The following is a 21,921-nucleotide window of genomic DNA, read 5'->3' as shown; positions in this document are numbered from 1 at the left end:
CGGCTACGGACCGCGGCACCGCCCCGTCCGCTGACCGCCCATCCCGCCAGGGCGCCGACCGCCCATCCCGCACGTCCGGCGACCGCCCATCCCGCCAGGGCGCCGAACGTCCCTCACGCCCGCCCTCCGATCGCGGAACCGGCCCGGCCTCCGATCGCGGAACCGGCCCGTCCGCCGCCTCCGGGCCGGCCACCGAAGCCGTCTCTGGGCCGGTCTCCGAAGCCGTCTCTGGCCCGGCCACCGCACCGCCCTCCAGTTCGGGTGCGGAACCGGCGACCTCCGGAGGAGCCGCCGACCGCGCCACCCGCCCGGCAGCCCCGGCCGCCTCCCAGACGCCGGACACCGAGACAGCAGGGCCGGCCGGCACCGAGCCCGCGGACCGTACACCTGCTCGCGACGTCACTTCGACGCAGACCGACGCAGGCGCGAAACCGACCCTCCCAGGAATGGAAGAGCCCAGCCACGTAGCCGGCACGGAACCCACGGTCGGCGCACAAGACGCGCAACCGTCCACGAGCGCGCCGGGCGAAGCCCCCGCAGCGGCACCAGACACCGCAGGCAGGCCTCAGCGCCAACGTCGTCCGATGTCGAACGTACGCGGAATCCGCCCACCCGGCGCCCTCCCCGAGGTCCAGCCCCTTCCGCACCGGGCCGAAGGCGCCACTCCATCCACAGACAGCGCCGTTCCCACCAGCCCGGCAGCCGAGCCCGCTCCCCGTCCAGCAGGGGGCGGCGAGCCCGCCTCCGAGCCGACGGTGAGCCGTGAACCTGCCGCCGGGCCGGCCGACGGTGGCGGATCCCCGTCCGGGACGGCGGAGAGCGGCGGGCGTACCTCCGACAACACCGACGATGCCGAGTCCGCTCCCAGCACACCCGAGGATGGCGAGCCGACCTCCGAAGGGACGGAGACCGGCCACTCCGGCGCCGCAGCGGAAACCGCCCACTCCGGCGCCGCTGAGGAAGGGGTGGACACCGAAGCCTCCTCCGCAGGAGAGCAGCCTCAGGGCCCGGCTTCGTCCACAGGCGACCCAACCTCAGAAAAGTTGTCCACAGCCTCGGCCGATCCGCAACCGCGACCCGAGCCGGAGGAGCAGACTTCTGCCGCGAGCCCCCGCAGGCGCAAGATGGCCGATCCACGGTCCATCCGCCCGCCCGGACGGCTCGACCCTGACAAGACGAGGGAGTCCGAGGAGGAGTCGTGACCGAGGCGGTGCCCTCCTACCTGTCACCCACCGGGCAAGAGATCGTCTTCTTGCTGCTGGGCGCGGTAGTGGTCGGATCGGCGCTGCTTGTCGTCATGACCAAACAACTGGTCCACGCCGCCCTCTGGCTCGTGGTCTGCTTCGGGGCCCTGGCGGGCTGCTACCTGGTGCTGACGGCCGAGTTCGTGGCATGGGTCCAGGTGCTGATCTACGTGGGCGCGGTGGTCGTGCTGATGCTGTTCGGCATCATGCTCACCCGCGCCCCGATCGGCCGCTCCGCGGACCTCGACAGCGGCAACCGGCTCCTCTCCGCCCTGGTGGCGGTGGCGACGGCCGCCATCCTCGTCACGGTGGTGATCGACGGATTCCGCTCGGCGTACACGCCGCTCACGCCCGGCCCAGGCGCCGCCAAGGAGTTGGGCGCGAGCGTGTTCGCCACTTGGGTGCTGCCCTTCGAGGCACTGTCCGTGCTGCTACTCGCCGCACTGATCGGCGCCATCGTCCTGTCCCGTACCGACATCCCCGGCGGCTCACCACCGGCCCAGACCGGCACCTCCCCACCACCTGGTCAAACGCCGCATCCCACGGCACCCGACCAATCCGAGGACCACCTGCCTCCCGCCCAGACACGGGATTCTTCACCCTCAGCCCAGACCAGGGATTCCTCGCGGCCCGCTCAGGCATCGGCTTCTTCAGCGCGCACCGAGGCCGGAGACTCCTTGCCACCCGACCAGACCACAGACAATTCAGCACTCCGTCAGACCGGCGGCAGCTCGGCACCCGATCACCCCGGGGGTCATTAGTGCATATCGTCTACCCGGCAGTCGTCTCCGCGCTCCTCTTCTCGATCGGCGTCTACGGCGTGCTCGCCCGCCGCAACACGATCCTCGTGCTGATGTCGGTCGAGCTGATGCTCAACGCTGTCAACCTCAACCTGGTGGCCTTCGACGTGTGGCTCGCCGACCGCCTGCACAGCGGCCAGGTGCTCACCCTCTTCGTCATCGTCATCGCGGCCGCCGAAGTGGGCCTGGGCCTCGCGATCGTCCTCGCCCTCTACCGCAACCGCCGCACGGTCGACATCGACCACCTCCGTGACCTCGCCGAGCCTGCCGACGACCCACCGGCGGCCATCACCGCCCCGACCGGCCCAGCGTCGGCACGAGCTCAGGCGGGCCGCACGGAGGATGGGCCGGACCCCACGGTCGCCCCCTCAGGACGCGACGCCGGTCCAGGCTGGATCGGCGATCCCGATGTCGCTCCTGCGTCCGGCACCGCACCCGATCCCGGCCAGTCGTCCCATGACACTCACACGTCCGGCCAGGACCGTGCGGGCGACCCCTCAGAGCGCAATGAGGACCGTGGCACCCGGGAAGACGCCAAGGGCGGCCACGGCGGCGAGGAGCCGGTGAAGCGAGGTGGCCGGCTATGACCACCTTCCCGCTGCTGGCCGTCCTCCTGCCCTTCATGGCCGCCTTCGCGGGCCTCCTGCTGTCACGCTGGCCCCACCCAAGACCGGCCGGGCGACGGGCGAACGCGCGCGCGGCCTGGCTGGCCGTCCTCCCCACCGCCGCCTCAGCAGTGCTGGCGGCCTGGCTGGCCTGGGACCCGGGCTTCGCGTTCCTCGCAGGGGAAACCACCTCGCCCACGGGCCAGACCTACGGCACGGTGACCACGGGCGCCATCCCGATCTCGCTCACCCTCCAGGCCGACGCCCTGTCCGGCCTCCTCGGCGTCCTGGTGACCCTGGTCGCCTTGGCCGTGCAGGTCTATTCGGTCGGATACCTCGAAGACGACCCCCGCTACCCGTCCTACAGCGCGTTCATCAGCCTGTTCACCAGCGCGATGCTCCTGGTCGTGTACGCGGGCGACCTCCTGGTCCTCTACGTCGGCTGGGAGATCATGGGCCTCTGCTCCTACCTTCTCATCGGCCACTGGTGGGAGGACAGGGGCAATTCGCGAGCCGCGGTGAAGGCGTTCCTCGTGACCCGCCTCGGCGACGTCGGCTTCCTCTTCGGGATCTTCGTGCTGGGCCAGGCCGCGGGCAGCTTCCGCATCGCGGACGTGCTGGCGAAGGTGCCGGAGATGTCCACGGCCACTGCCGTGACCGCCACCATGCTCCTCCTCGCAGGCGTGGCAGGTAAGAGCGCCCAGGTCCCGCTGCACACGTGGCTCCCCGACGCGATGGCGGGCCCGACACCGATCAGCGCGCTGATCCACGCCGCCACCATGGTCGCCGCCGGGATCTTCATCGTCGCCAGGCTCTTCGACGTGTTCCGCGCCGCCCCGCCCACGCTGGACGTGCTGGCCGTCGTGGCGGCGCTGGGCATGCTCGGCGCCGCCCTGGCCGCGCTGGCACAGGACGACCTGAAACGCGTGCTCGCCTACTCCACGGTCAGCCAGCTCGCCTACATGGCAGGCGGCCTGGCCGCGGGCTCCGACACGTCGGCCATTTTCCACCTGCTGACGCATGGCGCGTTCAAGGCGCTGCTCTTCCTCTGCGCCGGAGCGGTGATCCACCACGTCGGCTCCAACCTGATGACGCAGATGGGCGGCCTGCGCCGGGAGTTGCCGGTCACGTTCGTGACGATGACGGTCGGCTTCGCCGCCCTGATGGGCCTCCCTCCGGCCAGCGGCTTCTTCAGCAAGGACTCGATCCTGGCGGCGATGGACGACGCCCTGGCCACCGGCACACTGACGGACGCGGCGGCGCTCCTCCTGTACGGCTGCGCGCTCGCCACCGTGGCCGTCACCGGCGCGTACGCCGCCCGTGCCTGGCTCCGCACGTTCTTCGGCGAGGCGAGGGCGGTGGCGCTGCCCGAGCCGGAGCCCGGCACGGCGCACGTCGTGGACGTCACGGAGGCCCCGCGGACGATGCTCGTGCCCGTCATCCTCCTCGCCGTCCCCGCCCTCCTGCTGGGCTTCGCCGGCGGGCTCCACGTGGACCTGGGCGTGGCCGCCATCAGCGTCGTCCTCGCGCTGCTCGGCGCGGGGGTGGTGTACGCGTTCTGGCGCATCGATCCCGTCGCCGACCCCGCCCGCCTGCTGGGCCCGCTGCGGGTGCCGTGTGAGCAGGCGTTCTACGCGGACCGCGGCTACGCCGCCCTGTTCGTCCGACCGGTCCTGGCCCTGGCCAGGCTCGTCGTCCGGACGGACGACGTGGTCGTGGACGGGGCGGTACGCGGCTCCGGCAGGTCGGCCCGTGGCTTGTCCGGGGTGCTGCGCCTGGCCCAGAACGGCAACGTCCAGCTCTATGTCAGCGGCATACTGGCCGGTGTCCTCCTGATCGCGGTGGGGGCGGTGATGTTCGCATGATGGGCTGGGTTCCCGTCGGGTTGCTGGCCGTGCCGCTGCTCGGCGCGCTCGCCCTCGTCCTGGCCCCGCAGGCCCTCCGCCCGGCGCTACGCACGTACGGGCTGGTCCTTTCCGGCGTCACGCTGGCGCTGGCCACGCTGCTGGTGGGGACGTTCGACTACGGCCAGGCCGCGCGGCAGCAGTTCGAGGTGGACATCCCCTGGATCCCTGGGCTCGGCCTCCGCTTCCACCTGGGCGTCGACGGGATCTCGCTGCCACTGATCGCGTTGACGGCCCTGCTGACGTTCCTGTGTTTCGTCTACCTGTCCTGGGGCAGCGCCCGCGCCCCCGGCCAGTTGATGAGTGCCAGGCCGAGGGCGCTGGTGTTCACGCTGCTCGTGCTCGAAGTCGGCATGATCGGCACGTTCCTCGCCCTCGACCTGCTGCTCTTCTTCGTGTTCTTCGAGATCGTCCTGATCCCGATGTACTTCCTGATCGGTATCTGGGGCGGCGAGGGCCGGCGAGCGGCGTCGATCAAGTTCATTCTCTACACGCTGCTCGGCTCGGTCGTGATGCTGCTCGGCCTGCTCCTCATCTGGGCCCAGGCCGGCACTCTTGACATCGAGGCGCTGAGCGCGGCCCACGGCAGCGGCATGGCCAGATCGGTGCAGATCCTGGCGTTCGTGGCCATCGGCATCGGTCTGGCCGTCAAGACCCCCATGTGGCCGCTGCACACCTGGCTGCCCGACGCCCACACCGAAGCCCCCACCGTGGGTTCGGTGTTGCTGGCCGGGGTGTTGCTGAAGATGGGCACGTACGGCTTCGCCAGGATCGCCATCCCCATCCTTCCCGAAGGGGCGGTGGCGGTGGCGCCGTGGCTGGGCGCGTTCGCGGTGGTCGGCATCGTGTACGGGGCCCTGGCATGCCTCGCCCAGCGTGACCTCAAACGCATGATCGCCTACTCCTCCGTCGGCCACATGGGCTTCGTCCTGCTCGGCTTCGCCACGCTGACCCCGGCCGGCATCAATGGCGCCCTCTTCGCCAACGTCGCCCACGGCCTGATCACCGGCCTGCTGTTCTTCCTGGCCGGCGCGGTCAAGGAGCGCTACCACACCGCCGACATGCCATCGCTCGGCGGCGGCATGCTGGCCACGCTGCCGCGCCTGGGGTCGGTGCTCACGTACGCGTCCATCGCCTCGCTCGGATTGCCGGGGCTGGCCGGGTTCTGGGGCGAGATGCTGGCGCTCTACGGCGCGTACCAGCCGGCGAACGGGCTGCCGCGCGGCCTGTTCCTCGCCTACATGGTGATCGGCGGCCTGGGCGCGGTCCTGACGGCCGCGTACTTCCTGGTCATGCTCTCCCGCGTCACCCACGGCCGCCCCCAGCGGACCGTGGACCTCCCGACCGGGGCCGCGGACGACCGTCTGGTCCGCGAAACCCCGGACCTCCCGTCCGGGGCCGCAGACGACCGCCTGGTCCGCGAAACCCCGGACGAGCGCCCGGTCGTGTCCGCCAAAGAGACGACCGCAGTTCTGGAGCCACCGGCGGCGGATGACATCAGGACCTACGAACTGCTGGCATGGACGCCGCTCGTGGCCCTGATCCTCCTTTTCGGCCTCTGGCCGGGCCTCCTGCTCTCCCTCACCACACCGGCCGTGCAGACCCTGCTGGGAGCCCTGTCATGATCCAGCAGATCGACTATTTCGTCATCGCACCCCCGCTGGTGCTGGCCGTCGTGGCCGGCCTGGTGCTGCTGCTCGACGCCTTCCTCCCCGTCCGCCCGCATACGAAGACCCTGCTGGGGCTGACCACGCTCGCGGGCGTCGTGCTCTCCCTGGGCTTCGTCATCGCCCAGATGGCGGGGCGGGGAGGCCAGACGTTCTGCGTCCCAACGGACAAGGCGCTCTGTTCCTTCGTCGCCGACGGGTTCACGCTGGTCTTCGCCGGCCTGGTGCTGGTGGCCGCCGTGGTCGTCATCCTGATGTCGATGACCGAGCTGGCAGGAGGTGGCATCCCGGTCGGCGAGTGGTACTTCCTCCTGCTCTGCACCCTCGTGGGCGCGGTGACCCTGCCCGCCTCTCGAGATCTGATCATGCTGGTGGTGGCACTGGAGCTGGTCTCGCTGCCGGTGTTCGCCCTGACCGCGCTGAAGCGTTACGACGGCCGCTCTTCCGAGGCCGCCGTGAAGTTGTTCGTCGTGTCCGTCGTGTCCACGGCGATCATGTTGTTCGGCGTCTCCCTCCTGTACGGCATCGCCGGCACGGTCTACCTGTCTCGGCTGTCCGCCGTCTTCAGCGGCCAGATCCCGGCGCCGGGCACGGCCCTTCCCGACCAGGGCCTGCCCGCCGTCGTCACGGTCGGCGTCGTCCTGGTCGTGGCCGGGTTCGCGTTCAAGATCGCGGCCGTGCCGTTCCACTCCTGGGCGGCCGACGTCTACCAGGGCGCTCCGCTCCCGGTGGCCGCCCTGCTGTCGGTGATCTCCAAGGCGACAGGGTTCGCCGGACTGATCCTCATCCTGGTCACGGCGTTGGCCGGGCAGGCCGCCACCTGGACCCCCATCATCGCGATCATCTCCGCGCTGACCATGACCGCGGGCAACCTGCTCGCCATGCGCCAGCGTTCGGCCGTACGTCTTCTGGCCTGGTCCTCGGTGGCGCAGTCCGGCTACATCCTGGCCCCGCTCGCGATCGGCACGCAGGCGGCGATCGGGGCGTCCACCGCGTACCTCGTCATCTACGCGGCCATGAACCTCGGCGCGTTCGCGGTCGTCATGCTCGTCTCCAGAACGGCCCCCCGCAACGAGCTCGACGACTACCGCGGCCTGGTCCACCGCAGCCGGGTGGCGGGCGTCGCGCTCGCGTTCTGCCTGGTCTGCCTGGCCGGGCTGCCGCCGGGCCTGGCCGGGCTCTTCGCCAAGGTCTTCGTCTTCCGCGAGATCGTCGAGGGCGGCACCGGCTGGCTCGCGCTGGTCATGGCCGTCAACACCGTGATCGGCCTCTACTACTACGCCGTGTGGACGGCACGCCTGTTCACCCCGGCGGCGGGCATGGCACCCGCCGTGCACCGCCCGCCACCGGCGATCTGGTCCGCGATGGGCCTGGCCGTGGCGGCGGCGATCCTGTTCTCGATCGCGCCGCAACTGGTCCTGGACGTGACCGCGTTGTCCACCAGATGAGAATCGCGAAAGTCGCGCTCCGCCCTCAGCTGAGCACGCCGGGGAACGAAGAGCCGGGTCGTCTTCGTTGCACGTGGTGGACCCACACCACGAAGGGGGGAACCTTGCACCACAACGGTCTGCGCACTGCCGTGCTACTCGGCGGCCTGTCGGCGCTGATTGTGGCGGCGGGCGCGTGGTTGGGCGGCGGCACCGGTGTGCAGATCGCGCTCGTGCTCGCCCTGGTGAGCAACGGCGCCGCCTACTTCTTCTCCGACCGGATCGCGCTGTCGGCGATGCGGGCCAGGCCGGTCAGCGAGGTCGAGCAGCCCACGCTCTACCGGATCGTGCGCGAGCTGTCGACCGAGGCCCGCCAGCCCATGCCACGGCTGTACATCTCGCCGACGGCGCAGCCGAACGCGTTCGCGACGGGCCGGAGCCCGCGCCAGGCCGCGGTCTGCGTCACGTACGGGCTGACGCAGCTGCTCGACGAGGCCGAGCTGCGCGGCGTGATCGGGCACGAGCTGTCGCACGTCTACAACCGGGACATTCTCGTCTCATCCGTGGCCGGCGCGCTGGCCACGATGATCACCTGGCTCAGCTACGTGGCCGTGTTCTTCGGGGGCTCCGACGACGACGAGGGACCGGGATTCGTCGGCGCGCTGCTGATGATGCTTCTGGGGCCGGTGGCGGCGGGGATGGTGCAGATGGCGATCTCCCGTACGCGGGAATTCCAGGCCGACGAGTCGGGCGCCAGGCTCACCGGCGATCCGCTCGCCCTGGCCTCCGCGCTCCGCAAGATCGAGATGGGCGCCCGCCGGCTCCCGCTCCCCGAGAACAGCCGCCTCACCTCGGCGTCCCACCTGATGATCGCGAACCCGTTCAGCGGCTCCGGCGTCGGCCGCCTCTTCTCGACCCACCCGCCCACGTCCGAGCGCGTCGCCCGCCTCGAGCGCATGGCCGGCTACCGCCGCTGAGCCGAGCTGCCACATGGGCCGAACCCCCCGCTTGACCGAGGCTGAGCGCAAGCTATGGAACGCCTTCCCCACAGGCGATTACGTCGACTTCGGCCCGGTCGCGTGTGACACCGACTGCCCCGCCGGGCAGAACGCGCCCAAGGACGGCGACACCTGGGGCCCCGAGCGTACGGTCCGGGCCAAGGTGATCGCCTCCCTGCTCCTCGGCGCCCGCGACGGGGGAGCCGGCTCAGTCCCCGCAGTACGGCTACGCGGCGCCAGGATCACCGGCCAGCTCACGGCCCTGGGCGGCACTATCCAGCACGAACTGGTGCTGAGCGGCTGCCATCTGGACGAGCCCATTCGACTCACCAACGCCACCACCCGAACCATCCGACTGATCGACTGCACGTTCCCCGGCCTCAGCGGCGGCGGCATGCGAGTCGCGGGCCACCTCAGCCTCTCCGGCTCCAACATCACCGGAACCGTCCGCGTCGGCCGCGCCGTGTTCGAGAGCGGCCTGTGGCTCGGCGGCACCAAGATCACGAGCGACGACGGCACATGGGGGCTGTACGCGAACGCCGCCGTCGTCGACTCGGGCATGTTCCTGCGTAACGCCGACCTCACCGGGGGCGTGAGCCTGGTGGGCGCCCGCCTGAACGGTGGATTATTCCTGGAAGGCGCGACACTCCGCAATCCCGGCAAGGAAGCCCTCACAGCCGACAACATGGTCGTCGAGGACATCATGCGCTGCACCGACGGATTCCACGCAGACGGCTGCGTACGGGTCCGCGGCGCCCGCATCAACGGAACGTTCTCCCTGAACGGCACCGTCCACAGCCCAGACACCCGCTACGCCCTCCACATGAGCCACATGGAGGTCCGCGAGCTCTACCTCAAGCCCGCCGAGCCCGTCGACGGCGTCGTCACCCTCGCGCACTCCAAGGTCGGCACCCTGCACGACGACCCGGCCACGTGGCCGGAGAAGCTGCGCCTGAGCGGCCTGACGTACGAACGACTGCGCGGCGCCGGCGTCGCCCGGCGGGTCGAGTGGGTCACGCGGGACCCCGAGGGCTTCCGCCCACAGCCGTACGAGCAACTGGCCGCCTGGTACGTCAGCGACGGCAACGACGCCCTGGCCCGCCGCGCCCAGCTGGCCAAACTTCGCGCCAGACGCCAGACGCAAGGGCTTGGCGGCCGGATCTGGGGCCGGCTGCTCGACGTCGCGGTCGGGTACGGCTACCGACCTTGGCTGGCGGGCATGTGGTTCACGCTCCTGCTGGCGATCGGCACGGTGGTCTTCGGCCTCAACCCACCCCGAGCCCTCAAACCCGCCGAGAGCCCCGATTTCAACTCATTTGCGTACACCTTCGACCTGCTGCTTCCGCTGCCCGCATTCGGGCAACGAGAGCTTTTCGACCCGGGTGGGTGGACGCAGTGGCTGGCGTACGCGCTGATCGTCTCCGGCTGGATCCTGGCGACGGCTCTGATAGCGGGAGCTACGCGAATCCTGCGCCGCCCGCAGTGACCTTCCGCAGAATGGCCGCGAGATCCTCGGGGAAGAAGACCTCCTCGGTGCTCTCGAGCTCCTCCACGCTCCACCACCGGTAACCGGTCGTCGTGTCCTTTTCGATCTGCTCCATGTGCTCGAACGACACGACCGCGTCGCCCACCCGTACCGCGAGAAAAGTCTGGTCCTGCGTGATGGCGTATCCCGCCCAGGAGAACTCGATCGTGCTCGTCCCGTACGGCCCGCTGAACTCCTCGGCGCCCGCCCGGATCCCGGCCTCCTCGTACAACTCCCGCGCGGCCGCCTCAGGCGGCGTCTCACCGTCCTCCAAGGCCCCGCCGATGGTGAACCAGAACGGCTGATCGGGCCGCTCGGGATCGAATCCGTGCAAGAGGAGCACCCGGTCCTGGTCGTCGATGGGCAGAGCACGCGCCGTAAAGCGCCGCAGCGGAATCTTCGTCACATCCCCCGACCTTACGACCGTGCCCGCACGATTGCCGCCAGAAGAGCCGCACACCGGAAGTCGTGGCGGGTGTTGAGCGACACGTTTCTGTCAGTGGAACGACAGGTTCTTGGCTTGGCTCGCGACGGCGGCGCGGTCGAGCTCGTCGGCTCGGCCGGGACCGACGGCGCCGCCCAGGGCTTCTTGGCCTGGCACCAGGACAGCCAGGAGGCGACGGCGGCGCGGTTGCGGGTCGCCGGCGAACTCGTCCCCCACAACTCGGCGAGCGCGTTGCCGATCTCGGTGTCGGAGATCTCGGCGAGCGGCCGGTCGCGGCTGAACAGGGCGGCGACTTTCGGCGCGCTGCTCATGTCGGCCACCGGGGGCTGCTCGCCGAGCCGGTCCGCATGATGTGCCGGATAACGTACCCGAGTCGCGCACGACTGCTGGGGACGGTTGGCCTGGTCGGTGCCGGGCCGTGGTCGCTCATGTACGTGATAAAAGGCAATTCACGTACATCATGCATGCGCGTGCTCGTCGAAGGTCATGGGCGTGGGATGTTGCGCAGGTTCGAGCGGGCGAGCTGGATCATGCGGCCCACGCCGCCGCTGAGCACGAGCTTGCTGGTGGTGGTGGCAAAGCCGGCCAGTTGCTGTCCGGTGATGTGCGGGGGTATGGACAGGGCGTTGGGGTCGGTGACGAGATCGAGCAGGACCGGTCCGTCGTGGTCGAGTGTCTGGCGGAGCGCGTCTCGCACGTCGTGTGGATCGTCGACCCGGATGCCGTGAACACCGGCCGCGCGGGCGATGGCCGCGTAGTCGGCAGGCGGGTAGGTCGTGCCGTAGGGCGGGAAGCCGGCGACCATCATCTCCAGGTCGACCATGCCGAGCGCGGAGTTGTCGAACAGCACGATCTTGACCGGCAGGTCGTACTGCGGCAGCGTGAGCAGGTCGCCCATCAGCATGGAGAGTCCGCCGTCGCCCGACAGGGAGATGACCTGCCGGCCGCGGTCGGTCAGTTGCGCGCCGATGGCCTGGGGCATGGCGTTGGCCATCGACCCGTGGGAGAAGGAGCCGAGCAGGCGGCGCCGGCCGTTCGGGGACAGGTAGCGGGCCGCCCAGACGGTGCACATGCCGGTGTCGGCGGTGAAGATCGCATCCTCGGCGGCCTCCTCGTCCAGCAGGGAGGCGACGTATTCGGGGTGGATCGGGCGGTGCTGCCCGACGTCGCGGGTGTAGGCGGCGACGGCGCCCTCCAGGGCGTCGGCATGCTTCTTCAGCATGCGGTCCAGGAAGCGGCGCTCGCTCTTCTCCCGTACCTGCGGCGTCAGCGCGCGCAGGGTCTCGCGGACGTCGCCCCAGACGGCCAGGTCCAGTGTGCAGCGAGGGCCCAGGTTCTCGGGGCGGATGTCGACCTGGACGATGCGCACGTCGCCGGGCAGGAAGGCGGTGTAGGGGAAGTCGGTGCCGAGCAGGATGAGCAGGTCGGCCTCGTGCATCGCGTCGTAGGCGGCGCCGTAGCCGATCAGGCCGGACATGCCGACGTCGAACGGGTTGTCGTACTGGATCCATTCCTTGCCGCGCAGCGCGTGCCCGACCGGTGCCTTGACGCGTTCGGCGAAGGCCATGACCTCCTGGTGGGAGCCGGCCGTGCCGCTGCCGCAGAACAGTGTGATCTTCTCGGCCTCGTCGACCAGCCGGCCCAGCTCGGCGATCTCGGCCTCACCGGGCCGTACGACCGGCCGCCGGGTGTGCAGGGCAGGTTCGGCGGTCCGCTGCGGCGCGTCCTGGCCGGCGATGTCGCCCGGCATGCTGACGACCGCGACGCCCGAGCGGCCGATCGCGTGCTGGATGGCAGTCTGCAGGATGCGCGGCATCTGCGCCGGATGTGAGATCAGCTCGGAGTAGTGGCTGCATTCGGCGAACAACCGGTCCGGGTGGGTCTCCTGGAAGAACGAGGTGCCGATCTCGGCGCTGGGGATGTGGGCGGCCAGCGCCAGCACCGGCGCCATGCTGCGCTGCGCGTCGAACAACCCGTTGACCAGGTGCAGATGGCCTGGGCCGCAACTGCCCGCACACGCGCCCAGACGCCCGGTGAGCTGCGCCTCCGCGCCTGCCGCGAACGCCCCGACCTCCTCGTGCCGCACCTGCACCCACTCGATCGCCGGATGCCGGCGTACGGCGTCGGTGACGGGATTGAGGCTGTCACCGACGACGCCGTACAACCGCTCGACCCCGGCCCGCGCGAGGATGTCGACGAACTGCTCCGCGACGCTCTGCTTGGCCATACCTCGACGCCCCCGTCTGCTCGAACCCCCGGTCGGCCTGCGGACCCCCGCCCTCAATCGGCCGAATCTCGTCCCGGCTAGCGTTCCCGTTTCCGCCGGTACGAAGAGTGGCGGAAACGGGACGCGTGCTCCCGTCCTGGAGAGCACAGAGCCCAGAACGCGCCCGGGAGGCGAGACGGCGGGCATCCGGGTCAGGTGCCGCCGGGGTGAGGTTCAGCCGGTCAGGCCGGCGTCGTGGGCGAGCAGGGCGATCTGGGTGCGGTTGTTGAGGTCGAGCTTGTCGAGAATGCGCGAGATGTGGGCCTTCACGGTCGCGATGCTCATGAACAACTCGCCGCTGATCTCGGCGTTGGACCTGCCCCGGCCCACGGCGACGGCCACCTCCCGTTCCCGTTCGCTGAGCAGGCTCAGCACGCGTACGGCGTGCTGCCGCCGGGCGGCGGCGCCGGTGTCGGCGACGTGGGCGATCAACTGGCGGGTCACCGTCGGCGACAAGATGGGCTCCCCGGCCGACACCCGTACGATCGCGCGCAGGATCTCGGCGGGCGGCGTGTGCTTGAGCAGGAAGCCGCTGGCCCCCGCGCGCAGGGCGCGCAGCACGTACTCGTCGGCGTCGAAGGTCGTCAGCACGATGACCTCGGGCGGGTCGGGCCGGGCACGCAGCAGCTCGGTGGCGGCCAGGCCGTCCAGCACGGGCATGCGGATGTCCATCAGCACCACGTCCGGGGCGCAGGCCTCCACCACGGCGGGCACCTCGGCTCCGCAGGCCGCCTCGCCCACCACGCTCAGCTCGGGCGAACCGCCGATGATCATCGCCAGGCCGGCCCGTACCAGCGGGTCGTCATCCACGATGAGAACCCGGATCGCGGCGTTCACCTCGGCCACGGCAGCCATGCCCACAGCCGGAACTCACCCGCGGGGGTCGGGCCGTACTCCAGCCGTCCACCGGCCAGGCCGGCCCGCTCGGCCAGGCCGATCAGGCCACTGCCGCCGCCCGGGATCCCGGCGACGGCGGTGGCGCCGGCCGCGTTGCGCACCTCGACCGTCAGCCCCTTCCCCGCCGCCCCGCCGACGGCCACCGACACCTGGCCGTCGCGGCCGTGCTTGCGGGCATTGGTCAGCCCTTCCTGCACGATCCGGTACGCGCCGCGCCCGATCGCCGCGGGCGCGGCCGCCGGTTCCCCCACCCGGCAGTCGAGCAGCACCCGCATGCCCGCGCGCCGTGACTGATCGACCAGGTCGGGGAGATCGACCAGGGTGGGCTGGGGCCGCTCCGGCCCCTCCTCGGACCGGTCGAGGCCGGCGCGGAGCATGCCGATGACCTCGCGCAGATCCTCCAGCGCCCGGTGCGCGCTGTCGCGGATCACCCCGGCGGCCCGGGCGACCTCCTCGGGCGCGGCGTCGGGACGAAGCTCCAGCGCCCCGGCGTGCAGGCTGAGCAGGGACAGGCGGTGAGCGAGCACATCGTGCATCTCCCGGGCGATCCGGTCGCGTTCGGACTGGCGGACCTGGGCGAGGCGCAGTTCCCGCTCGGATTCGACCCGCCGGGCCCGTTCGCGCAGGGACTGCCGCCGGGCTCGTACGAACATCCCCCAGGCGAGCACCGCGGCGATGCAGGCGAAGCCCAGCAGAACCTGCCACCAGGGCGACACCGGGACGTCCGGCCGGACCAGCGGCGTCAGGAACGGCACCAGCACGCACCCGGCCACGATCGGGCCGGCCACCGCCACGCGCCGGTGCGCCGCGACGGTGAACAGCGCGATCAGCGCCACCCCCGCGGCCGACATCGAATAGACGCTGAACGCCACCGCGACCGCCGCGAAGCCGACCGGCCGGCGTCGGCGCAGCCACACCCCCAGGCAGCTCAGCCCGCCGAGGGCGGTGTCCACCGCGAACGGCACCGGTGCGGGATGCTGGCCGAGGCCTTCCACCACGCTGAGCGCCGTGAGGCCGATGGCCAGCAGGAACAACGCCACATCGGCCGCCCAATCGCGCCTGGTGCGTCCGGCCGGGCGCACCGGGGCGGGCTCGGGGCCGCTGAGCGCGCTGGCGGGGAGCAGGATCCGATGGTCCAGGCCTGCCGGGGTCGTCACGACCAAAGAGTACGGCCGCCCCCGGCCCAGCGGAATCCGACCAAAGTAGATCCCGTACCGCCAACCTTCGGCCATCCGGGCGCCGACCTGCGGCCGTAGCGATGCGCCCGCCCGTCGCGCCAGCCTGTCCCCATGACCGGTACGGGCAGCTTCCGTCATCGCCGGCAGCCGCGCGGAACCGGCCGGGAATCCCCGGACCCCCCGTCCAACGACCCAGAAAGGCGCCGAGGCCGAAATGAGTGACGTGCGAGCAAGACTCTCCACCCTGTGGATCGTCGTCATGTTCACCATGCTCTACGCGGATGTCCTCAGTTTCCTGAACGCCGGATTTCTGCGGGGGCTCATGGCGGGGCATGCCGAGGGCGTACCCGTCACCCCGCTGCTCCTGGTGGCATCCGCGGTCATGGTCGAGATCCCGATCGTGATGGTGGTGTTGTCGCGTGTGTTGAAACCGGCGGTGACCCGGCGGGTCACCTTGGTGGCGGTCCCGCTGACCGCGGCGTTCATCATCGGCGGCGGATCGGCGAAACCCCATTACCTGGTCCTGGCCGCCGTGGAAGTGGTGTGCTTGGCCGTCATCCTGCGGCAGGCCTGGCGCATGGACACCTCACCGGCCGTGAGCCGTCCTGCGGGATGAGGCTTCGCCGATGCCGGGCCCGGCGGGCCTCAAGGCGGCCTTCGTCAGATGCGCGTGCCAGTCCACGCATGCCTGGGCGCGCAGGCGGGCGAAGGCGCGATCGAGGAGGGCGTGGACCGGGCCCGCACCGGGCTCTCGGAAGCGTCGGACGGCTGTGACATGAGAATGAGCATCATGACGACCTTCCCCGGCCCGCGCTCGTCGGCCGAGATCCGCGCCTACCTCAAGACCCGGCTCAACCAGGCGCTTCGCCGGCCCGGCATGTTCGGTGGCGAGATGGCGCTGCGCCTCCTGCTCGATCACCTGGCCTACGCCGAGCACCAGGATCAGGAGTAGGCGCGAGCACTGGGACGCTGGAATCCCAGGGCGCCTTCAACTCCCTCGGTGTGACCGGAGCGCTCAGCACCGTACTGCCTGTTCCTTGCCAGGACGCCGTCGCCTCGATCTACAGCCGCACAGCGGGGGAGAATCCACACGTCGGGAGAATCCACACGTCGGGAGAATCCACACGTCGGGAGGAACCGCACGTCGCCAGCAGAACGGCATGGCGATCGGAAAAGACGCATGGCCGCCCGCGCCCTCAACGCGCCCGGCCATGCTGTCAGGCGTCCGACCCCACCTCCACGCGCCCTCTGCGTCCCCCACGACCGCACACCGCCTCGGAGATGTGCACTCAGCAGCTATCGGTAGTTGACGAACTGCAGAGCAATATCCAGATCCTTGCCCTTGAGCAGCGAGATGACCTCCTGCAGATCATCCTTCTTCTTCGAACTGACCCGAAGCTCCTCACCCTGAATCTGCGCCTTGATCCCCTTGGGCCCCTCGTCGCGGATCAGCTTGGAGATCTTCTTGGCGTGCTCCTGATCGATGCCCTCCTTGAGGCTGACCAGCATGCGGTACTCCTTGCCGGACAGCTTCGGCTCACCCGCATCGAGAATCTTCAGCGAGAGCCCTCGCTTGATCACCTTCTCCTTGAACACGTCGAGCGCGGCATTGGCCCGCTCCTCACTGTTCGCCTTGATCTCGATGTTGTCCTGCCCGGACCAACTGATGCTCGCCCCGGTGCCCTTGAAGTCGAACCGGTGCCCGATCTCCTTGACCGTCTGGTTCAGAGCGTTGTCGACCTCCTGTCGGTCGATCTTGCTGACGATGTCGAAAGACGAATCGGCCAAAACACCCACCCTCTCAGCTGCGAAGCACTACGCGGATCCTGCTTCCCCGGCGTACGCGAAACGCGCGGACCCAGCGAACGAGCGGACCCAGCGAACGAGCCTAGCCAGCATCGGCTCGCCGTGCAGGCCGCCGCCCCCGTACGCCAATGATCACCCTTCCCAACCCCTTGCCCCGAACAGCACCGCTTTGCCCCGGGACGTGGATGAGACTGGTCCCCCGCTAGTTCCGGTTGAGCATGACGCCACAATCCGGCACGGGACAAACCGGTGTCACATACACCTCGGAAGTCCGCTATCCTTCTGTGTGTCGCCGCGAGAGCGGCTGACAAGGCAGGTTGCCCGAGTGGCCAAAGGGAGCGGTCTGTAAAACCGTCGGCTCAGCCTACGCAAGTTCGAACCTTGCACCTGCCACACGCAGGAAGAACGGCCCCTGACCAGCGGAAACGCTGAGATCAGGGGCCGTTCTCGTTATCCAGCAACTACCGGCCATTCCCGGTGGTTGCCAGCGATCCACGGAACAGTCACGGAACACCGGGAGCGCGTAGATCCTCTTGGGGCGTTCGCGTTCCAGCGCCCCAGGAGGGAGACCATCAACGCTGTGCCTGCCAGCGTTCGTAGGCCCAGAGCAACGCATCGTGGTGGGGATGCATAGGTAGGTCCTTCAAGCCGGCCGGGTAGCGAATACCCAGAGCGTCCGCATCAGGGCCAGAGGGACGCGTCTCGACTTCGAGGGTGTCGGGATTGATCGCGAATAGCCCAGCATCGAATGCACGATGGACAGCGACGTTCAAGGGGAGGCCATTCCTCGGGTCGTCGCTGCCACCCTTGGCGTAGCCCACGATATGTGCGGCTTCGAGCAGCTCCGGAACCGAGACGCCCGACAGCGGACAGCGGGGGCCATAGCGTCGGAAGACCCGCAGCTTGAACATCCGCTGGTTGGGGCGTTGAGGCACTTTGCGGGTCGAAGCCTTGCGAGGCGGCCGCATGAGGTCAAAGGGCTCGTCCAGCGAAGGTGCTTCGACCTGTGCCGGCGGAGGAGGAGTGTCTGAAAAGGCGATGGAGAAAAGCTTGCTCTTGTCCTCCCACCCCTCAATCCAGCCGAGCCTGACTTCTCGCATGGTGGCGGTTGGTTGGGTGATGACGAAGACGGGCATCTGGAGCTCCGATGCAGCCTTCAACCCCTTCACCTCGGACTCATCACGGCCGGGTGGGCGATTTGTGTCGGGGTAGTGGTAGAGGATGCCGTCGTTAGAGAGGTCGTCTGGGTAGTGCCGGCCGGTGTGAAGGACGGATACCGCGATGCCATCTTGGTGGAGTTGCTTCGTGCGCTTCGCATCGACCCACACGCCCTGTGCGCCACCGTAGGCGCCGAACGCATGAAGCTCGGCAGGGCGAACTACAACCGTGCTTAGCGCGGTTGAGATGGCTCGTAGGTGACTCCACACAGCCAGGCGCCATTGCAGCTCGGCGGCGGTGTTGGTCGGGTGAGAGTTGATTACCTCGAAACCAAGTCGTTCAAGCGCCCGGTTGGCGGCAGCTACCCCTCCCGAGAGCTGGTCGTTGGAGAGCGCCCCTTGGCTGGTTTGGTAGCCGTAGGCCACCCCAACGACGGCCTTCGCGTCGTAGAGGCGTCCGTTGAGCCGGAGGAAATACTGCCGGGCCTCCCCGAACTGGTACTGCGTGAGGAACTCGTGTCGTCCTACCTGGTCATATTCGCTTGCTGCCTTCAGGACAGCATCGGGATCTGTCAGATCTGCCAGCCCCCCCACGGCTACCTCCGCCTCTTCTTCTCTGCAAGGCAGGGTAAGGCTCTGCACTGACAGTTTCGCCCCCGATGCCGTGCTGTGTCGTCGTCGCGACCGTGGGACATGTCGCTCTAATCCTCGCCGTCTCCTTTGAGGATTTCGTCTATCCGCGTATTCCAGATTCGATCGTGGCCGTCGATACATCCGGCGTAAACCCGTAGTAGAACTTCCACGCTGTGGCCAGCGCGGCGCGCGACTTCGGGGGCGGGCACCCCCGCGTTCAAGGCAAGGGTTACACCACCATGTCGGAGGTCATACGGCCTTGCCGCCAAGGGTGAGCGGACTTGAGCGGGGGACAGGGCAGCCTTGCGGGCTCGCTGCCAGATGGGGCCGTAGACGCTCTCACTGAGAGGACCGCCGCGGGCGCCGCGGAACAGCAGCTCATCCTCGGTTTCCACATCGGACCGCTTGAGATGATCCCGCAGCAGTCGTACAAGAACGGGCGGGATGGGCACCTCCCGCTTGGTCTTTTCGGCACGGTGCTTCAGATGGCGCTCGTCGTGACTCTTGCCGGTGTCGGTCCACTGGGCGCCGACGCGTGGGGAGTTGTCTGTGAGGACGAGACGGCCCCAGCCAGCTTCGGGCAGGCTTATGCAGTTCTCCAATCGGAGGGAGACGGCCTCTCCGGGACGCATGAAGGCGTAGTACAGGCACCCGAAGAATGCGGCCAGCTCGGGCCGTTCAGCCTTGACTGCGGCCAGTAGTGCTTGGATCTGGCGCGGACTTGCCACAGCTCTGCGGTCTACCTCTTCGGCGACTTTCGGTGCTTTCCAGCTCACTTTGTCGATCGGGTTCGCTGGAAGAATGTCCAGCTCCACGGCATAAGTGAGTACGCCGTGGAACACGGCGCGTTTCCGAGCGACCGTGGTAGCCGCGGCCGGTTTGCCATCCATGCGGAGGGCGAGTGCGTTGAGAGCGCCGCGGATGAGTTCAGAGCGTCGGTCCTTCTCATCAAGAGCAGTCACTTTGAGGGAACTCTCGCGAATCCAGGTCAGCGCCTCCGCGACGTCGCCTTCGGGCTCGCCCTGGTCACGGCGCGTCTTGTGGAATGCCCAGCCATACAGCACCTCACGAAGGACCTCAGGCTCTGGCATGTGCCGGGTGCTCGTGACGAGTACGGGCGTCACGGTGGCGAGGGCATCAGCGGTAGAGGTCCGAGTCTTCGCCGCGGCTCGGGGCCATTTGAGGTCTACATACCGGCACGCGAGCTCGAACCATGTAACGGCACGCTGTTCTCGCAGGATCGACTCTGGCATGCCGCTGTCGGTGTCGAACCCTTCCCCCTTCCGAGTACACCGCAGTAGGCGGGAGCGGTAACTGTCAGCGAGGGCGTAAGTGGCGAACCACTTAGAGAACTCGTTCTTCTCGACTCGCCAGCGGACCCCGTGCCCGCGGTTGCGCTTGCGGGTGGCCAGCTTCCATATCTGTACGTCGTGGGAGAGCGTCACGTCAGCTCGCCTCCGCCATTTCCACACGCGTGGCCAGCCATGCGTTGAGCGCGCTTCGTCGTACACGAAGCTTGCCGTTCGGAAGCTTGATGCACTCAGGGGCGAGACCGAGTGACCTCCATGCGTCGAAGGTACTTCGGGCTACCTGAAGCTCTGCAAGTACCTCTGCGATCGTCAGTAGGGCGTCGCTGTTCATGATGCGGTCAGCCTTCACAGCATTCCCTTTCAGGGAGGATTCGGAGCGGAGAGATGGCCCTTGGCGCTGCATTGATGATCGTCACGAAGGACCTGAGGGCCGTGTAGACGGAGTTTGAGGGGGTACCCGTCCCATCCGTCCCAAGCTCATTTCCGCAGGTCAAGCCTGGGACGGGTAGAAGGGGTGGGACGGGTCAACCCGTCCCAGGCATGCTTTCCGTCCCGCGCTGACCTGCACTGACGAGGTTGGGACGGTTGGGACGGGTACCCCTGCCGAAGGGCACGACATCGCCCTCGGGAAGCGGGTCGAGGGCGGGGCAGTAGCGCGCCCATGCATCGGCGAAATCGGCGCGCTGGTAGCCCTTGGCCTGCCCGGTGGGGAAGCGGATGTTGGCGGAGCGGATGTCGTACTCGCTCAGCATGACGCCGAGCTTGCGCGGGCTGAGTCCGGCCGGCCCGTGCTCGTTCCACTCCCCTTCCGGGTTGGCCTTGAGCCGTTCCAGGAGGACGGCGGTGGGCAGGGCGGTGTCGTCGCCGAACGCGGTGCGGCAGTCGGTGAGCAGGCGTAGCCCTGCGGAGGGTCGGCCGTTGTCGTCGGCCTCGGCGGTCAGCGCGACGGCGGCGGCGCGGGCACGGTCGGGCCAGGTGCCGCCGGCGTGGTCGGCAATAATGATGAGGGGTTCCCAGGTGTCGGCGGCGCGGTCTTCGACGGGCATGGCGGGTTCGGCTTCCTCCAATGCGGTCAGGTCGGCGCGTAGCCACTGGTTGAGTGCTCCGGCCAGGTGCTCGCGGAGTGGGGTGCGGTCGCGGCGGTGGCGGTAGGGGGCGGCCTTCTCGCCGGGGCCGCGGCGCCGCATCCGGACGATGATGGCGCGGTCTTCGATGGTGTCGGGCATGGCGCCGATACCGGCGAGTGCGGCCATGGCGAAGGTCGGAATGCTTTCGACCTGGTTGCGGGCCGCGTCGTAGCGTTTGGCCGGCCGGTTGCGCTGGTGGCCGGCGTTCAGCAGCCCGCGCAGGTCCTCATTCCCATCGGCCTTGGGGCCGAAGATGGTGTCTGCCTCATCGACCAAGATGGTGGGCGGATCGGCGGTGATGGAGCGGTAGATGGCCGGCGATGAGGAGTTGACGGTGATGAACGGGTCGTGGCAGGTGGCTTCCACGATGTCCAGCAGCCGGGACTTGCCACACCGCTTTTCGGGGCCGCGGATGACCAGCCGCGGGGCGTGGGCCATCGCGGGTTGAGCATGGGTGGCCGCGATCCACAGCGTGACGGCGTCGACGGTTTCGGTGCTGGGCAGGATGACGTAGCGGGTCAGGGCGGCGCGGAGCTGGTCCAGCAGGGCGGCGCCGGTGGGCGGATGCCGTTGGGTCATGGTGTCTCCCAGGTGGGTCGGGTTCATGCGGTGCGTATGCCGGCGTCGATGCCGTAGCCGATGACGGCGGCCAGGGCGTGCGGTGGGCGCGGATCGGGGCTGCGGCTGTTGGCGGTCTCGGCGGCGGTTTGCAGGGCGTGTTCGACCAGTTCGCGGGGCAGGGCGCCGCGGGCGATGAGCTTGCCGAGTTTCCAGGCGGCGAGATTGAGGGCGCGGTTGCGGCCTCCGTCCGGGGCGGTGGCCACGCGTTCTATCTCGCCGGTCAGGGCGGCGTGGCCGTAGGCGGTCAGTCGGCGGGCGGGCAGGTCGGCCAGCAGTTCGGCGATCGTTGCCGTGGTGGGTTGTGGTGGGGG

Annotated in this window: 20 protein-coding genes, 1 tRNA gene and 1 pseudogene; 12 read left to right on the top strand and 10 right to left on the bottom strand. The window is 69.2% G+C overall.

The features are described from left to right. Positions 1-584 precede the first annotated feature (584 nt). The 8 genes and pseudogenes from ETD86_RS38045 (at position 585) to ETD86_RS38010 (ending at position 10,131) form a co-directional block, all read left to right on the top strand. The gene (locus tag ETD86_RS38045) at positions 585-1,202 is read left to right on the top strand and encodes a hypothetical protein (RefSeq protein ID WP_138671497.1); all 618 of its coding nucleotides are present in this window, start codon (positions 585-587) and stop codon (positions 1,200-1,202) included. Then, positions 1,199-2,005: an NADH-quinone oxidoreductase subunit J family protein gene (locus tag ETD86_RS38040; protein ID WP_246148820.1), complete on the top strand. Its 807-nt coding sequence runs from the start codon at positions 1,199-1,201 to the stop codon at positions 2,003-2,005. The genes ETD86_RS38045 and ETD86_RS38040 overlap by 4 nt, the downstream gene beginning before the upstream one ends. After that, positions 2,005-2,337 (top strand): annotated as a pseudogene (gene nuoK / locus ETD86_RS38035) (NADH-quinone oxidoreductase subunit NuoK); the annotation flags it as partial. The gene ETD86_RS38040 and the pseudogene nuoK, both read left to right, overlap by 1 nt. Before the next feature lie 290 nt (positions 2,338-2,627). Beyond that, a complete protein-coding gene (locus ETD86_RS38030; RefSeq protein ID WP_138671496.1) occupies positions 2,628-4,514 on the top strand; it encodes an NADH-quinone oxidoreductase subunit 5 family protein in 1,887 nt (628 codons plus the stop codon). Continuing rightward, positions 4,514-6,178 (top strand): complex I subunit 4 family protein, encoded by a 1,665-nt coding sequence (locus ETD86_RS38025; protein ID WP_138671500.1) that lies wholly within the window; start codon positions 4,514-4,516, stop codon positions 6,176-6,178. Before ETD86_RS38030 ends, ETD86_RS38025 begins: the two co-directional genes overlap by 1 nt. Then, positions 6,175-7,668, top strand: a complete 1,494-nt coding sequence (locus ETD86_RS38020) for an NADH-quinone oxidoreductase subunit N (RefSeq protein WP_138671495.1) — start codon at positions 6,175-6,177, stop codon at positions 7,666-7,668. The genes ETD86_RS38025 and ETD86_RS38020 overlap by 4 nt, the downstream gene beginning before the upstream one ends. 104 nt (positions 7,669-7,772) lie before the next feature. Further along, positions 7,773-8,624: a zinc metalloprotease HtpX gene (gene htpX / locus ETD86_RS38015; RefSeq protein ID WP_138671494.1), complete on the top strand. Its 852-nt coding sequence runs from the start codon at positions 7,773-7,775 to the stop codon at positions 8,622-8,624. A 31-nt stretch (positions 8,625-8,655) separates the two neighbouring features. After that, complete coding sequence (locus ETD86_RS38010; RefSeq protein WP_246148817.1) at positions 8,656-10,131, top strand: hypothetical protein; 1,476 nt, start codon at positions 8,656-8,658, stop codon at positions 10,129-10,131. Here ETD86_RS38010 and ETD86_RS38005 read toward each other — a convergent pair. Further along, positions 10,103-10,576 carry an NUDIX hydrolase gene (locus ETD86_RS38005; RefSeq protein WP_170223480.1) on the bottom strand — a complete coding sequence of 158 codons (474 nt, stop codon included), beginning with the start codon at positions 10,574-10,576 and terminating at the stop codon, positions 10,103-10,105. The two genes, ETD86_RS38010 and ETD86_RS38005, sit on opposite strands and share 29 nt — an antisense overlap. Before the next feature lie 114 nt (positions 10,577-10,690). On the opposite strand from ETD86_RS38005, the gene ETD86_RS55835 reads away from it, so the two are divergent. Next, positions 10,691-10,966, top strand: coding sequence for a hypothetical protein (locus ETD86_RS55835; RefSeq protein WP_170223479.1), 276 nt, complete (start codon positions 10,691-10,693; stop codon positions 10,964-10,966). A gap of 133 nt (positions 10,967-11,099) precedes the next feature. Here the strand turns inward: ETD86_RS55835 and ETD86_RS37995 are convergent, their stop codons facing one another. The 3 genes from ETD86_RS37995 to ETD86_RS37985 all read right to left on the bottom strand — a co-directional run bounded on the left by ETD86_RS37995 (position 11,100) and on the right by ETD86_RS37985 (position 14,935). Next, positions 11,100-12,842: a pyruvate dehydrogenase gene (locus ETD86_RS37995; protein ID WP_138671491.1), complete on the bottom strand. Its 1,743-nt coding sequence runs from the start codon at positions 12,840-12,842 to the stop codon at positions 11,100-11,102. A 213-nt stretch (positions 12,843-13,055) separates the two neighbouring features. Next, positions 13,056-13,736 carry a response regulator gene (locus ETD86_RS37990; protein WP_211370574.1) on the bottom strand — a complete coding sequence of 227 codons (681 nt, stop codon included), beginning with the start codon at positions 13,734-13,736 and terminating at the stop codon, positions 13,056-13,058. Beyond that, a complete protein-coding gene (locus ETD86_RS37985; RefSeq protein ID WP_138671490.1) occupies positions 13,715-14,935 on the bottom strand; it encodes a sensor histidine kinase in 1,221 nt (406 codons plus the stop codon). Before ETD86_RS37985 ends, ETD86_RS37990 begins: the two co-directional genes overlap by 22 nt. A gap of 244 nt (positions 14,936-15,179) precedes the next feature. On the opposite strand from ETD86_RS37985, the gene ETD86_RS37980 reads away from it, so the two are divergent. Further along, on the top strand, positions 15,180-15,572 hold the full coding sequence (locus ETD86_RS37980) for a DUF6326 family protein (RefSeq protein WP_138671489.1): 393 nt from the start codon (positions 15,180-15,182) through the stop codon (positions 15,570-15,572). Positions 15,573-15,620: 48 nt separating this feature from the next. After that, positions 15,621-15,908, top strand: coding sequence for a hypothetical protein (locus ETD86_RS37975; RefSeq protein WP_138671488.1), 288 nt, complete (start codon positions 15,621-15,623; stop codon positions 15,906-15,908). Between the two features lie 344 nt (positions 15,909-16,252). On the opposite strand, the gene ETD86_RS37970 is transcribed toward ETD86_RS37975, so the two are convergent. Beyond that, the gene (locus tag ETD86_RS37970; RefSeq protein WP_138671487.1) at positions 16,253-16,744 is read right to left on the bottom strand and encodes a YajQ family cyclic di-GMP-binding protein; all 492 of its coding nucleotides are present in this window, start codon (positions 16,742-16,744) and stop codon (positions 16,253-16,255) included. A 329-nt stretch (positions 16,745-17,073) separates the two neighbouring features. Between ETD86_RS37970 and ETD86_RS37965 the strand changes: the two genes are divergently transcribed. Further along, positions 17,074-17,155, top strand: a tRNA-Tyr gene (locus ETD86_RS37965). Positions 17,156-17,334: 179 nt separating this feature from the next. On the opposite strand, the gene ETD86_RS37960 is transcribed toward ETD86_RS37965, so the two are convergent. The 5 genes from ETD86_RS37960 to ETD86_RS55830 form a co-directional block, all read right to left on the bottom strand. Continuing rightward, positions 17,335-18,513, bottom strand: a complete 1,179-nt coding sequence (locus ETD86_RS37960; RefSeq protein ID WP_211370571.1) for an HNH endonuclease — start codon at positions 18,511-18,513, stop codon at positions 17,335-17,337. Between the two features lie 107 nt (positions 18,514-18,620). Next, positions 18,621-19,997 (bottom strand): tyrosine-type recombinase/integrase, encoded by a 1,377-nt coding sequence (locus tag ETD86_RS37955; protein WP_138671485.1) that lies wholly within the window; start codon positions 19,995-19,997, stop codon positions 18,621-18,623. 1 nt (position 19,998) lies between these two features. Continuing rightward, positions 19,999-20,193, bottom strand: a complete 195-nt coding sequence (locus ETD86_RS58595) for a helix-turn-helix transcriptional regulator (protein ID WP_138671498.1) — start codon at positions 20,191-20,193, stop codon at positions 19,999-20,001. Between the two features lie 193 nt (positions 20,194-20,386). Continuing rightward, positions 20,387-21,568 (bottom strand): DUF3631 domain-containing protein, encoded by a 1,182-nt coding sequence (locus ETD86_RS37945; protein WP_138671484.1) that lies wholly within the window; start codon positions 21,566-21,568, stop codon positions 20,387-20,389. A gap of 23 nt (positions 21,569-21,591) precedes the next feature. Continuing rightward, on the bottom strand, positions 21,592-21,921 hold a 330-nt coding region (locus tag ETD86_RS55830), incomplete at its 5' end, for a hypothetical protein (RefSeq protein ID WP_425465682.1).

Source organism: Nonomuraea turkmeniaca, from assembly GCF_005889735.1.
Classification (GTDB): Bacteria; Actinomycetota; Actinomycetes; order Streptosporangiales; family Streptosporangiaceae; genus Nonomuraea; species Nonomuraea turkmeniaca.
This window is presented reverse-complemented; position numbering and strand designations above follow the sequence as displayed.